This window comes from Pseudomonas helleri, assembly GCF_001043025.1.
GTDB lineage: Bacteria > Pseudomonadota > Gammaproteobacteria > Pseudomonadales > Pseudomonadaceae > Aquipseudomonas > Aquipseudomonas helleri.
In genome coordinates this window covers 19,806-33,517 of the sequence record NZ_JYLD01000005.1, presented here as the reverse complement: position 1 = coordinate 33,517, position 13,712 = coordinate 19,806, and the positions used below count along the sequence as shown (strand labels likewise).

10 protein-coding genes are annotated in these 13,712 nt (G+C 58.7%); 7 read left to right on the top strand and 3 right to left on the bottom strand.

Going from position 1 to position 13,712, the window contains the following annotated elements:
- Positions 1-1,077 (bottom strand): 23S rRNA (cytidine(2498)-2'-O)-methyltransferase RlmM, encoded by a 1,077-nt coding sequence (gene rlmM / locus TU84_RS09650; RefSeq protein ID WP_048368838.1) that lies wholly within the window; start codon positions 1,075-1,077, stop codon positions 1-3.
- A gap of 227 nt (positions 1,078-1,304) precedes the next feature.
- Between rlmM and acnA the strand changes: the two genes are divergently transcribed.
- The 3 genes from acnA (at position 1,305) to TU84_RS09635 (ending at position 6,684) form a co-directional block, all read left to right on the top strand.
- Entirely contained in the window at positions 1,305-4,046 is a 2,742-nt protein-coding gene (acnA, locus tag TU84_RS09645; protein ID WP_048368837.1) for an aconitate hydratase AcnA, read from the top strand.
- Between the two features lie 168 nt (positions 4,047-4,214).
- Positions 4,215-5,006, top strand: a complete 792-nt coding sequence (locus tag TU84_RS09640) for a CPBP family intramembrane glutamic endopeptidase (RefSeq protein WP_048368836.1) — start codon at positions 4,215-4,217, stop codon at positions 5,004-5,006.
- 112 nt (positions 5,007-5,118) lie between these two features.
- Complete coding sequence (locus TU84_RS09635; RefSeq protein ID WP_048368835.1) at positions 5,119-6,684, top strand: methyl-accepting chemotaxis protein; 1,566 nt, start codon at positions 5,119-5,121, stop codon at positions 6,682-6,684.
- A 46-nt stretch (positions 6,685-6,730) separates the two neighbouring features.
- Here TU84_RS09635 and TU84_RS26375 read toward each other — a convergent pair whose 3' ends face one another.
- Together TU84_RS26375 and TU84_RS09625 are read right to left on the bottom strand one after the other, a co-directional pair.
- Entirely contained in the window at positions 6,731-9,262 is a 2,532-nt protein-coding gene (locus TU84_RS26375) for an autotransporter outer membrane beta-barrel domain-containing protein (protein WP_206541193.1), read from the bottom strand.
- Positions 9,263-9,466: 204 nt separating this feature from the next.
- Positions 9,467-10,150, bottom strand: coding sequence for an alpha/beta family hydrolase (locus TU84_RS09625; protein WP_048368834.1), 684 nt, complete (start codon positions 10,148-10,150; stop codon positions 9,467-9,469).
- 72 nt (positions 10,151-10,222) lie between these two features.
- Here TU84_RS09625 and ccoN point away from each other — a divergent pair, with 72 nt between their 5' ends.
- From ccoN to ccoP, 4 genes are read left to right on the top strand one after another with little or no spacing between them, the layout of a single operon-like run.
- Positions 10,223-11,647: a cytochrome-c oxidase, cbb3-type subunit I gene (gene ccoN, locus TU84_RS09620; RefSeq protein ID WP_048368833.1), complete on the top strand. Its 1,425-nt coding sequence runs from the start codon at positions 10,223-10,225 to the stop codon at positions 11,645-11,647.
- A gap of 10 nt (positions 11,648-11,657) precedes the next feature.
- Complete coding sequence (ccoO, locus tag TU84_RS09615; RefSeq protein ID WP_048368832.1) at positions 11,658-12,266, top strand: cytochrome-c oxidase, cbb3-type subunit II; 609 nt, start codon at positions 11,658-11,660, stop codon at positions 12,264-12,266.
- A 15-nt stretch (positions 12,267-12,281) separates the two neighbouring features.
- A complete protein-coding gene (locus tag TU84_RS09610) occupies positions 12,282-12,476 on the top strand; it encodes a CcoQ/FixQ family Cbb3-type cytochrome c oxidase assembly chaperone (protein WP_048369081.1) in 195 nt (64 codons plus the stop codon).
- Positions 12,469-13,407, top strand: a complete 939-nt coding sequence (ccoP, locus tag TU84_RS09605; protein ID WP_048368831.1) for a cytochrome-c oxidase, cbb3-type subunit III — start codon at positions 12,469-12,471, stop codon at positions 13,405-13,407. Before TU84_RS09610 ends, ccoP begins: the two co-directional genes overlap by 8 nt.
- The last annotated feature ends 305 nt before the right edge of the window (positions 13,408-13,712 follow it).

Genomic DNA, 13,712 nt, shown 5'->3' with positions numbered 1-13,712 from the left:
TCAGCGGGATTTAGGCTTTTTCACGTCCAGTCGACGCAAATGGCAAGTCACTTCTTCACGGTCGTGGTACAGCTGCTTGCAGCCGATTTCAACCTGGATACCGCGCGCCTTGAAGCCGTCGGCAATGCGGTCCAACAGGCGACGCACTTCGGCGTAGCGTTGTTTCATCGGCAATTTGAGGTTGACCACCGCCTCACGGCAATGCCCTTCGCCAATCCATTCTTCGAGCATCGCCGCATTGCGCGCAGGCTTCTCGACGATGTCGCAGACCATCCAGTCCACTGGTTGTTTGGGCTTGAAGGTAAAGCCATCAGCCATCAAGTGTTGCACCAACCCGGTGTCCATCAGGCTTTCAGCCATGGGGCCGTTGTCGATGGCGATCACCAGCATGCCGCGGTTGACCAGTTGCCAGGTCCAGCCGCCGGGGGCTGCGCCGAGGTCAACACCGGTCATGTCACTGTGCAAACGGTCATCCCATTGATCACGCGGAATGAAGTGGTGCCAGGCTTCTTCCAGCTTGAGGGTCGAGCGGCTCGGGGCTTCACGCGGGAACTTGAGACGCGGAATGCCCATCGGCCACATGGCCGAGTTGTTGGACTCGGCCAGGCCGAGGAACACTTCACGGCCACTTTTGAAGGTCAGCAGCAGACGCGGTTTGTCGTCGGCGTTTTCGACCAGCTTGCCCGCCTTGAGCAGCGCCTTGCGCAAATGCCCTTCGAACTTTTTGCAGAAGTTGGACAGCTCTTTGCCGTCGTTGGTATCGACCACTTCCAGCCACAGGCTGCCACACCCCGGAAAATCGGCCATGTGTTCAAGGATGACGCTGATCCGGTCGGTTTCCGGTAGCTCGACAAAGCTGCCGCGAGCCCATTGGCGCGGGAAAATCAGCTCGGCAAAGCGCAGGCGCTGCATCAGGCGCTCAGCACCGCCTGCCTCGGTGCAGACAAACTCGGCACAGGCCGCGCTTGGCTTGGCCTTGGCGTAACCGGAAACATTAATACGGGCGGCGTGCTCGGCGATTTCTGAGCAGACTTCGCCTTCAAAACCGGGCCGGCAATGCATAAAAACGGTGTTCATTGATTTACTCCTGGGCAGCGGCAAGACATTAGACCGCTGCGCTACCTTGTCCTGGAACAAGGTCTGTCACGAAAAGGCGGGCATGATAACTGAGTTCGGAACCTTGAAGCCCTATAGACAGTCCAGTTATTAGCCAGATCACTGAATCAGGGCTAGGTTTGAAGCTCTGCTCACTGTTCTGTTCGTATCACACGATCCGTGCCGTGCGGATCAAAAGGAGTCATTTCATGTCCTCCCTCGATAGCCTGAAAACCCTTTCTACCTTAAAAGTCGACGATAAGACTTATCACTACTTCAGCCTGCCGCTCGCCGCCAAGACCCTGGGCGACCTGGGCAAGCTGCCGATGTCTCTTAAAGTGCTGCTGGAAAACCTGCTGCGCTGGGAAGACGGCAAGACCGTCACCGAACCCGACCTCAAGGCCCTTGCCGCCTGGCTCAAGGAGCGCCGCAGCGACCGTGAAATCCAGTACCGCCCGGCACGGGTGTTGATGCAGGATTTTACCGGCGTACCGGCGGTGGTCGACCTGGCCGCCATGCGCGCCGCCATGGCCAAGGCCGGGGGCGACCCGCAGCGCATCAACCCGTTGTCACCGGTTGACCTGGTGATTGACCACTCGGTGATGGTCGACAAGTTCGGCAGCACCAGCGCTTTTGAGCAAAACGTCGACATCGAAATGGAACGCAACGGCGAACGCTATGCGTTTTTGCGCTGGGGCCAGGATGCCTTCGATAATTTCAGCGTGGTACCGCCCGGCACCGGGATTTGTCACCAAGTGAACCTTGAATACTTGGGCCGCACGGTCTGGACCAAAGACGAAGACGGCCGCACTTATGCCTTCCCCGACACTCTGGTAGGCACCGACTCGCACACCACCATGATCAACGGCCTTGGCGTTTTGGGCTGGGGCGTGGGCGGGATTGAAGCCGAAGCCGCCATGCTCGGCCAGCCCGTGTCGATGCTGATCCCTGAAGTGGTGGGTTTCAAACTTAGTGGCAAGCTTAAAGAAGGCATCACCGCCACTGACCTGGTGCTGACGGTCACGCAAATGCTGCGCAGCAAGGGCGTGGTCGGCAAGTTCGTCGAGTTTTACGGCGATGGCCTGGCCGATTTACCCCTGGCAGACCGTGCCACCATTGCCAACATGGCCCCGGAATACGGCGCTACGTGCGGGTTTTTCCCGGTGGATGAGATCACCCTCGACTACCTGCGTTTATCCGGTCGCCCAGACGCCACGGTCAAGCTGGTTGAGGCTTACTGCAAAGCCCAGGGCCTGTGGCGCGAGGCAGGCCAGGAACCGATTTTCACCGATACCTTGGCGCTCGACATGGGCACCGTCGAGGCCAGCCTGGCCGGGCCAAAACGCCCGCAAGACCGGGTCGCCCTGCCCAACGTAGCGCAAGCCTTCAGCGACTTCTTGAGCCTGCAGTTCAAACCGGCCAGTAAAGAAGAAGGCCGCCTCGAAAGTGAAGGCGGTGGCGGCGTGGCCGTGGGCAGCGCAGAGTCGGTTGGCGAGGCGGATTACAGCCTCGATGGCAAAACCTGGCGCCTGAAAAACGGTGCCGTGGTGATTGCCGCCATTACCTCGTGCACCAACACCTCCAACCCCAGCGTGATGATGGCCGCCGGGCTGGTGGCGAAGAAAGCCGTGGAAAAAGGCCTGAAAAGCCAGCCTTGGGTGAAAACCTCATTGGCCCCCGGCTCCAAGGTGGTTACCGATTACTACAAGGCCGCTGGCCTCACCCCGTACCTCGATCAATTGGGCTTCGACTTGGTGGGGTATGGCTGTACCACCTGTATTGGCAACTCCGGGCCGCTGCCTGATCCCATTGAAAAAGCCATCACCCAAGCGGACCTGACCGTGGCATCTGTGCTGTCGGGCAACCGTAACTTTGAAGGCCGCGTGCACCCGCTGGTCAAAACCAACTGGCTGGCCTCGCCGCCACTGGTGGTGGCCTATGCATTGGCCGGTACGGTGCGTATCGATATCAGCAGCGAGCCACTAGGCGTGAGCAAAGACGGCCAGCCTGTGTACCTGCGCGATATCTGGCCGAGCCAGAAAGAAATCGCCGACGCCGTGGCGCAAGTCAGCACCAGCATGTTCCACAAGGAATACGCCGAAGTGTTTGCCGGTGACGAGCAATGGCAAGCCATCGAAGTGCCGCAGGCGGCGACGTATGTCTGGCAAGACAGCTCGACGTACATCCAGCACCCGCCGTTCTTCGACGACATTGACGGGCCATTGCCGGTCATCGAAGACGTCAAGGGCGCGAACATTCTGGCGCTGCTGGGGGATTCGGTGACCACCGACCACATCTCCCCTGCCGGTAATATCAAGGCCGACAGCCCGGCCGGGCGTTACCTGCGCGAGAAAGGCGTCGAGCCCAAGGACTTCAACTCCTACGGTTCGCGACGCGGCAACCATGAAGTGATGATGCGTGGCACGTTCGCCAACATCCGTATTCGCAATGAAATGCTCGGCGGTGAAGAAGGGGGCAACACCCTGTACATCCCGACCGGCGAAAAACTGGCGATCTACGACGCGGCCATGCGTTATCAGGCCACGGGCACGCCGCTGGTGGTGATTGCCGGTCAGGAATACGGCACCGGTTCGAGCCGCGACTGGGCGGCCAAAGGCACCAATCTGCTGGGCGTCAAAGCGGTGATTGCCGAGAGTTTTGAGCGTATCCACCGCTCCAACCTGGTGGGCATGGGCGTGTTGCCCTTGCAGTTCAAGCTGGATCAGAACCGCAAGAGCCTGAAGCTCACCGGCAAGGAGACCCTGGACATCCTCGGGCTGACCGGGGCCGACATTCAACCGCGGATGAACCTGACCCTGGTAATCACCCGTGAAGACGGCCAGCAGGAAAAGGTCGAGGTCCTGTGCCGGATCGACACCCTGAATGAGGTGGAATACTTCAAGGCGGGCGGGATCTTGCACTACGTGCTGCGCCAGTTGATTGCTTCGTAATAGCCAAACCTGTGGGAGCGGGCTTGCTCGCGATGGTATCGACGCGGTCTAACAGAAAAACCGCATTGCCTGCATCGCGAGCAAGCCCGCTCCCACTCCTTCATGTTCACACCATTTGCTTCATGCCGAATCGTTATACTCGTGCGCCCTTCTCCCCCTAGGATTCGCATGATCGCCCTGCCCTGGCCTTATCTCGCCCTCTTGACCCTCGGCTACGGCATTGCCCTGAGCTATGGCCAATTAGGCGTTCAAGCTGTTATTGCCCTGGCCGCCCTGGTGGTGAGCGGGTTTGCTGCCCACCAAACCCAACGCTCATGGCTGCGCTATGCCGGACACGCAGTATTTGTGTTGCTGGCCCTGGCTTTGGCCCTGCATTGGCTGCCCGGTTTTCACAACGGCCGTGCCATCAGCCCCGAGCGGCTGACCCCGGATGCCGTGCCCTTTTCGATGTACCTGAATCTGGACAAACCCCTGATCGGCTTTTGGCTGCTGCTGGTGTGCCCGTGGATAGCACCGCGCTTTAACTGGCGCGCATCAGTGGGCGCCGCATTGATGGGGCTGGTGCTGGCCGCCTTGGCCGCGCTGGGTGGCGCGCTGTTGCTGGGCATTGTGGCCTGGGCGCCGAAGTGGCCCAGCCAGGGCTGGATTTGGCTATTGAATAACTTGCTGCTGGTGACGCTGGTCGAAGAAGCGCTGTTTCGCGGCTATTTGCAGGGCGGTCTGAGCCGCTGGTTCAAACAACTGCCGTATGGGCAAACCCTGGCCTTGGTGATTGCCTCGCTGTTGTTCGGCCTGGCGCATATCGGTGCCGGTTGGCAGTGGGTACTGTTGGCCGGCATCGCCGGGCTTTGCTACGGCCTGGCCTACCGCTTTGGCGGGTTAAGTGCGGCGATTGCCACGCACTTTGGTCTTAACGTGCTGCACTTGGCGTTCTTCACCTATCCCATGCTGGCGCCTTAAGCTCGCCCCAAGACTGCGACAGCGTTGATGCACGCTGTTGCAGCAGAAATATTAATTAAACAATTCGTTGCGCGTGCCGAAAGCCTATCAAAGTCTTGCGGATTGAAACGACATGCGTAACAACCAGCCCATCACCCAGCGCGAACGCACATTCCCCGCGCAGCAACGGTTGATTTCCACTACCGATACCAAAGGCGTGATCACCTACTGCAACGACGACTTCGTCGACATCAGCGGGTTTTCCCGTGATGAGCTGGTGCGCGCACCGCATAACCTTGTGCGCCATCCGGATGTGCCTTCGGCAGTGTTCGAACATATGTGGAGCACCCTGAAAAAGGGCATGCCGTGGATGGGCATCGTCAAAAACCGCTGCAAGTCCGGCGATCACTACTGGGTGAATGCGTACGTGACCCCGGTGTTTGAAAACGAACGCGTAGTGGGTTACGAGTCGGTGCGGGTCAAGCCAACGGCCGAGCAGATCCGCCGCGCCGAAGCCTTGTACCAGCGTATTAATCGCGGCAAGCCCGCCGTACCGCGCCGCGACAAGTGGCTGCCGGTGCTGCAGGACTGGCTGCCGTTCATTCTGGTCAGCCAACTGAGTTTTGTTATTGGTGCGCTGTTCAACTCCAGCTGGGGTTTTGCCTTGGCCGCGCTGTTGTCGATTCCGTTGGGACTGCTGGGCCTGACCTGGCAGCAACGCGGGATCAAGCGCTTGCTGCGCCTGGCCGAACAGACCACTTCTGACCCTCTGATTGCCCAGATGTACACCGACAGCCGTGGCCCGCAAGCGCGTCTGGAAATGTCCATCCTGAGCCAGGAAGCGCGTCTTAAAACCTGCCTGACCCGTCTGCAAGACACCGCCGAGCACCTCAGCGAGCAAGCCCGTCAATCAGACGTGCTGGCGCACAAGAGCTCCACCGGGCTGGAGCGCCAGCGGGTTGAAACCGAACAGGTTGCCACCGCCGTTAACCAGATGGCCGCGACGACCCAAGAGGTCGCCAGCCATGTGCAGCGCACTGCCGATGCCACGCAAGAAGCCAATCGCCTGACCAGCCGCGGCCGCGACATTGCCGGTGAAACCCGCGAGGCCATTGAGCGCCTGTCGGTGGTCGTCGGTGAAACCGGCGCGACGGTGACCCAACTGGCGAAAGACAGTGACGAGATTGGCGGTGTCGTCGACGTGATCAAGGGCATTGCCGACCAGACCAACCTGTTGGCCTTGAACGCAGCCATTGAAGCGGCACGTGCCGGTGAAATGGGCCGGGGTTTTGCTGTTGTGGCCGATGAAGTACGCCAACTGGCGCAACGCACCAGCACCTCGACCGGCCAGATTCACGGCTTGATTGCCAAGCTGCAACAAACCGCCGCCACAGCCGTACAAACCATGGACGCCGGCCACCGCCAGGCACAAGAAGGCGTGGCACGGGTGCTGGAAGCCGACGCGGCACTGATCGGGATCAGCGAAGCGGTGGCCAATATCACCGATATGACCACCCAAATTGCCGCCGCCACCGAAGAGCAAAGTGCCGTGGCCGAAGAAGTCAGCCGTAACATCAGCACCATTGCCGACCTTGCCGACCAAACCTCGGAGCAAGCGCAGCATTCCGCCCTGCTCAGTGAGGAACTGGCCCAGACCGTAAATATTCAATATTCGCTGGTGGAGCGGTTCAACCGCTGAAACTAAAAAGCCAGAGCATTCGCTCTGGTTTTTTTTTAATCATGCTTCAGTCAAATGCGTATCGCACCCCGACATTGGCCCCCCAAGGTTGTTCGATACCTTGGCCGTTCATGTAGTCGAAGTCTGCGTGCAATTGCAGGTTACTGGACAATGACAGCGCCAGACCGGCCCCCAATTCAGCACGGGTGCCGTACAGATCATTGTTGAAGCGATGCCCGTTGACCTCGACGTCATTGTCCCGGGCAAACTCTTGAGCCAGTGCGACTTTGATGTAAGGGCTTAGCCATTGATTGCGATGTTCAAGGGTCATGCCCACTTTACCGAGCAGGGAGTGGGTGGCCGCGTTATCGGCCTTCAGCTCTGAGTCCAGACTGAACGACTTTCCTTGCACTGCCACCGCAGACACCTGAGCGAAAGGCTCGATGAACAGGTGTTCGGTGAGCTGGATCTGCCGACCGGCTTCCAGCGAAGCACCCAGCCCATAGTTGCTGTAGCTGCCTTTGGCCTTACTGAAATCGCTCATCAAGACGTCCGCGCGATTCTGGAACTGGTTGAGCTTAAGCACGCCATCCACGTAATAACCGTTGTTGTTCATCCAGGTCCCGTAAGTCCCGACATAAAAGCTGTCGACAGTGCCTGAGGAACCGCGTGACTGAGACAGGTCAGATTTGCTGTAACCGCCGAGCAAACCCACCAGCAGCACACCGTCAGTGAGGGCCAGCGGCGCGTCCACGCCCAGCGAAAAACCGCTCTGCTGTTGCTCAAAGCCCAGGCCATCGCGCCCTGCAACCCGGTACTGGTTACCGTAGCTGCGCATCCAGGCACCGCCCTGCCCGCTGCTTCTGACCTCGCCCATACGGCTGCGCAAGGTACTCATCTCGCCATACCAGACGGTCGGCGCACTGTTAAACAGCGCCTGAACACTGCGGGTGGCCGGGCTTACCTCACGGTCTTCGCCAGTCAAAAACCAATCGTCGCCCTGACGTTCCAGCCCATACGAATAAGCCCCGAGGTCGACACGCTCGCCCAGCACGCTGAACTGCGCATCGCCGCCACCGGTGTGAACCACCTGCAAAGGATCAAAGCCTGATTCAGGCTCGGCACCGCTGTTCTGAATGCTCAACACATGATTGCCCGTCGCCTGGCCTTCTATGTTGAGAAAGTCGACTTGCTGGTTGTCCATGTCCAGCTTCAGCCCAAAGGAGCCATTGCCGGACAACTCGCCCATGGACAGCTGATGAAACCCCTCAGCTTTGGCAAAGTCGATGCTCCCGCCATTGAGCACCAAGGACTCGACATTGCTGTCACCCATAATGTCCCAGCCGACGCCTGCATCAAGTTGCAGGTTTTTGACGTCGCTCATCTGCCCGGTAAAACGTGTTCCATTCTGCAAACGCACATTCACCAGGCCGCCCTCAGGGATGGTCAGGTTGCCGTGCAAATAGCTGCCATCGACGACAAGGTCCAGCACGCTGTCAGACTGCACGTCGAGCAATTCGCCCCGACCATTGCCAGCAGACAGCGTGGAACCATTACTGACCGTAATGGTTGCCTGTGCGCCGCCTTCAACTTTTATGGCCGGCCCCTCAACACTGCCGATATAAGCGTTATCGATGGCCACTGTGTTGCCTTGGCCACTGATATTGATCGCTGCCGCGGTTTGCGATTGAATCGAGCCACCGTTGACGGCCAGAGTGCCACCGTTCAGTTGCGCACCGACCGCACCGGCGCCATTGGCTTTAACGTGGGAATTGTTGAGTTCTACCCGGCCGCCGGATTGGGTCACAACGCCTGCTGAACCTTCGCCAAAGGTTTCGATGGAACTGTCGTTCAGTGTCACCAAGCTGCTGTTGCCGATAGAAACCACACCATGGGACTCTCGGCCACGGGTAACAATCGACGAGCCCTGGCTCAATTCAATCGAAGCACCGCTCTCAGCACCTGCACCGGAGGACTGATCCCCTTCAGTGACAATTGAACTGCCTTGCAAATCAATGACTGCACCACTGTGCCCTTCAACACCCAACGAGCGGTAGCCTTCAGTGCGGATCTGCAGGTTGGCCGCTTCCACGGAACTGAGCTGCCACCCCAAAATCCCTGCGCTGTGGTCTCCTGTGGTGGTGACGCTGCCGCCGCCCAGTTGGATAGCCCCGTCACTGAACGCATAAATACCGGCAGCGGCATTGCCGGTGGTAACAACGGTGACTTTCTCCACATCGGCTACAGCACCAACGCCTACGCGCAGGCCCGTGGCGCCTTCACCTGAAGTCTCGATCTGAAGCTCCCCGGTGGATTGGAATGTGCTGCCCTGACCGTTAACCAGCACGCCGTAAGCGTCTTTACCAGACGTTGCGACAGCCATGTCAGCGGACTTGATTTTTCCGCCACTGGAGGCATGCATTCCATACACGCCAGCGCTGACTGTTTCGATCTTGCGATCACTGACGCTGACTTCTTCTCCGTCCCGGGCTGACACCTGGTCCTCATCAGCAGCGAATGCCTGAACACTTGAGAACAACAATGTCTGACTGATCGCTATGGCAAGAATGGACTGACGCGGGAAAAGGAACTGGGGCATGAGGATTGTTTTCTCTTGTGTTGAGTTCTCGTACGGAGCTCAACGACATTGCCGAGCGCACCTACGTACGAGGGCGCCAAGAATGAAAATAATCGTCAGAACAAAACATCGGGAATTTCCTTGATTACTGTAGGACTTAACGCATCAAGCATGTAGAGAAGCTCAAGCACCCTGTCGCAAATCCACTCGCCCGGCATCAAACCATCATCTTCTTTTGAGCCATCCTGCAAGGCTATCCGCGGCCCGTTCCAAGTGTTGATCATGAGTGAACCCTGAAACCTTGAGCGGCTTGAGGTCATGGTCGGCGGCGGCCAGCCACACCAGTTCGAGCGTCGGCGCCAATGGGTAAGTTTCAACGGTCAGCCGATTACCCAGCGCGTCGCGCTCACCCTGCACAATCAGGGTCGGCGTGTGCAGTTCAGCCAGATGCGCGACCCGAGGTTTTTCCGGCTTGCCCACGGCATAGAACGGGTAACCCAGGCACACCAGCCGATCAACGCCCAGCTCATCAGCCACCAGGCTGGCCATGCGCCCGCCCATGGACTTGCCGCCGATGGCTAATGGCCCAGTGACATGCCGTCGCACCTCGCTGTAAACCTCACGCCAGCATTCCAGCAATTTAGCCTGTGGATTGGGCGGCCTTTTGCCGCCATCCAGGCGCCGTTGCGCCATATACGGGAACTCGAAGCGCAGCACGTTGATCCCGCGTGCAGCAAGGCGTTCAGCCATGCCGGTCATCCAGTCACTGTCCATTGGCGCACCTGCGCCGTGAGCCAGAATCAAGGTTGGCGATAAGGGTGTTTTTGCAGCGTTCCATAGCCAGCCCCGCGTCTGCAGGCACTTCGCCCATTGATCCTCGTCAATACCCACTTTGCTGCCTACGCCCATGCTTGCCTCGCTTTTAGTCTGCCTATAACTCCAGGCGTGCGTTGAACTCGCCTGATCCGTGGATGGGGAACTATGAACACTTCTATCAGTACCGCCTACAACTATAAGGTGGTCCGCCAATTTTCCATTATGACGGTGGTTTGGGGCATCGTCGGTATGGGGCTCGGCGTCTTGCTCGCCGCGCAATTGGTCTGGCCCGAACTTAACTTCGATTTGCCCTGGACCAGCTTTGGGCGGTTGCGCCCGCTGCACACCAACGCGGTGATTTTCGCCTTTGGCGGTTGCGCCTTATTTGCGTCCTCGTTCTACTCGGTGCAACGCACCTGCCAAACCACGCTGTTCGCGCCCAAAATCGCTGCCTTTACCTTTTGGGGCTGGCAACTGGTGATTCTGCTGGCGGCCATCAGCTTGCCACTGGGTTACACCAGTTCCAAGGAATACGCTGAACTGGAATGGCCGATCGACATTTTGATCACCATTGTCTGGGTCGCTTACGCCATCGTGTTCTTTGGCACGATCATGAAGCGTAAGACCAAGCACATTTATGTGGGCAACTGGTTCTTCGGCGCGTTTATCGTGACCGTGGCGATTTTGCACATCGTTAACAACCTGGAGATTCCGGTCAGTTTCACCAAGTCCTACTCGCTGTACGGTGGCGCAACTGACGCCATGGTGCAGTGGTGGTACGGCCACAACGCTGTGGGCTTCTTCCTGACGGCGGGCTTTTTGGGGATGATGTATTACTTCGTGCCCAAGCAGGCCGAACGCCCGATCTATTCCTATCGCCTGTCCATCGTGCACTTCTGGGCGCTGATCACCCTGTACATCTGGGCCGGTCCGCACCACTTGCACTACACCGCATTGCCGGACTGGGCGCAGTCGCTGGGCATGGTGATGTCGCTGATTCTGCTGGCACCGAGCTGGGGCGGGATGATCAACGGCATGATGACGCTCTCGGGCGCCTGGCATAAGTTGCGCAGCGACCCGATCCTGCGCTTTTTGGTGGTGTCGCTGGCGTTCTACGGCATGTCGACCTTCGAAGGCCCGATGATGGCCATCAAGACCGTCAACGCCCTCTCCCACTACACCGACTGGACCATCGGCCACGTACACGCCGGCGCGCTGGGCTGGGTAGCGATGATTTCCATCGGCGCGATGTACCACATGATCCCTAAAGTCTTCGGCCGCCCGCAGATGTACAGCATCGGCCTGATCAACGCGCACTTCTGGCTGGCGACCATCGGCACCGTGCTGTACATCGCTTCGATGTGGGTCAACGGCATCGCCCAGGGCCTGATGTGGCGCGCGGTCAATGCCGACGGCACGCTGACGTACTCCTTCGTCGAAACCCTGGTGGCCAGCCATCCGGGCTACGTCGTGCGGTTGATCGGCGGGGCGATTTTCCTGAGTGGCATGTTGCTGATGGCTTACAACACGTGGCGCACGGTGCGTAATGCCGAGCCCGCTGAAGTTGTCGCCGCTGCGCAGATGGCCTGAGGAGTCCGCCATGAAACACGAAATCATTGAAAAAAATATCGGCCTGATGCTCTTGCTGATGATTCTGTGCGTGAGCGTCGGCGGTCTGACGCAGATCGTCCCGCTGTTTTTCGAAGACGTGACCAACACCCCGGTAGAAGGCATGAAGCCCTACACCGCGTTGCAACTGGAAGGCCGCGACGTGTACATCCGCGAAGGCTGCGTGGGCTGCCACTCGCAAATGATCCGCCCGTTCCGCGCCGAGACCGAGCGTTATGGCCACTATTCGGTAGCGGGTGAAAGCGTGTGGGATCACCCGTTCCTGTGGGGCTCCAAACGTACCGGGCCGGACCTGGCCCGAGTGGGCGGGCGTTACTCGGATGACTGGCACCGCGCGCACTTGTACAACCCGCGCAACGTTGTGCCTGAATCGAAAATGCCCGCTTATCCATGGTTGGTATCAACACCCGTAGACAGCAGCCATACCGAGAAGAAACTCGAAGTGATGCGCACGCTGGGTGTGCCTTACACCGACGAAGACATCGCCAATGCCAAGCAGTCGGTCAAGGGTAAAACCGAAATGGACGCGCTGGTCGCCTACCTGCAAGTGCTCGGCACTGCCATCAAGAGCAAGAGGTGAGCCATGGTGTTTGACATGAGTAGTGGAATGATTCGCGGGCTGGGCACTGTGGTGGTTGCAGTGGCTTTTATCGGTCTGGCGCTGTGGGTGTTCAGCCCGCGGCGCAAGGCAGAGTTCGACGATGCGACCTTGCTGCCGTTCAAGGACGACCCCGAGGCCATCAAACACGTCGAGCAAGAGCAAGCGTCCAGGAGTAAAAAGAATGTCTGAGTTCTGGAGTATTTACGTCAGCGTACTGACTATTGGCACGCTGATCGGTCTGACCTGGCTGTTGTTCGGTACGCGCAAGGGCGAGAAAAAAAGCGAAACCACCGAAACCATGGGCCACAGTTTCGATGGCATCGAAGAGTACGACAACCCGCTGCCACGCTGGTGGTTCATGCTGTTCATCGGCACGCTGGTGTTCGGGGTCGGCTATTTGATCCTTTACCCTGGCCTGGGCAACTGGAAAGGCCTGCTGCCAGGTTATGAGGATGGCTGGACCGGCGTTCACGAGTGGGAAAAGGAGATGAACAAGGCCGATGCCAAATTCGGTCCCATTTTCGCCAAATACGCAGCCATGCCGGTGCAGCAAGTGGCGCAAGACCCGGCAGCCCTGAAAATGGGTGGCCGCCTGTTTGCCTCCAACTGCTCGGTGTGCCACGGCTCGGACGCCAAGGGCGCGTTTGGCTTCCCCAACCTGACGGACGCGTCCTGGCGCTGGGGCGGCGATGCCGACACCATCAAGGCGACGATCATGGGCGGACGCATCGGCATGATGCCGGCCTGGGGCGAGGTGCTGGGCGAGGAAGGCGTGAAGAACGTCTCGGCTTATGTTCGCCACGACCTGGCGGGGTTGCCGCTACCAAAAGGCGCCGCGTTCAATCTGGAGGCCGGCAAACAGGCGTATGCCACCACTTGCGTGGCGTGCCACGGGCCTGAAGGTAAAGGCAACCCGCTACTGGGCGCACCGGACCTGACGGCACCGACAGCCTTTATTTACGGCACCAGCCTGGCCCAATTGCAGCAAACCATTCGCCATGGTCGCCAAGGCCATATGCCCGCGCAAAACGAATTGCTGGGCAACGACAAAGTGCAATTGGTCGCAGCCTACGTCTACAGCTTGTCCCAAGGCACGCCAGAGGAGAAAACCGCCAAGTAACCCCTATTCTTTACAGGAGCGACGGCGAGCCGCTCTTGTAAAGATGTATACAACTTTGTGAACAATATCTGGACATTCCTCGCCGCCTCTTTTACTTTCTCCCCCAGAGTCACCTCGCCAAAGCCCTTTGCGACAGCCTTCCACAGGGCGTTTTTTAACGGCCATTTTGACCTTGCTTAGCCTGTGGAAAAGCCGGAAAACAAGCGCTGAAGGGCATTGACTGAGGGCTGGCTTCGTTGCATTAGCCCTATGCTTTATCCATACTTGCGACCGTTTTTGCCTCTAATAACTATAAAACCGTGGAA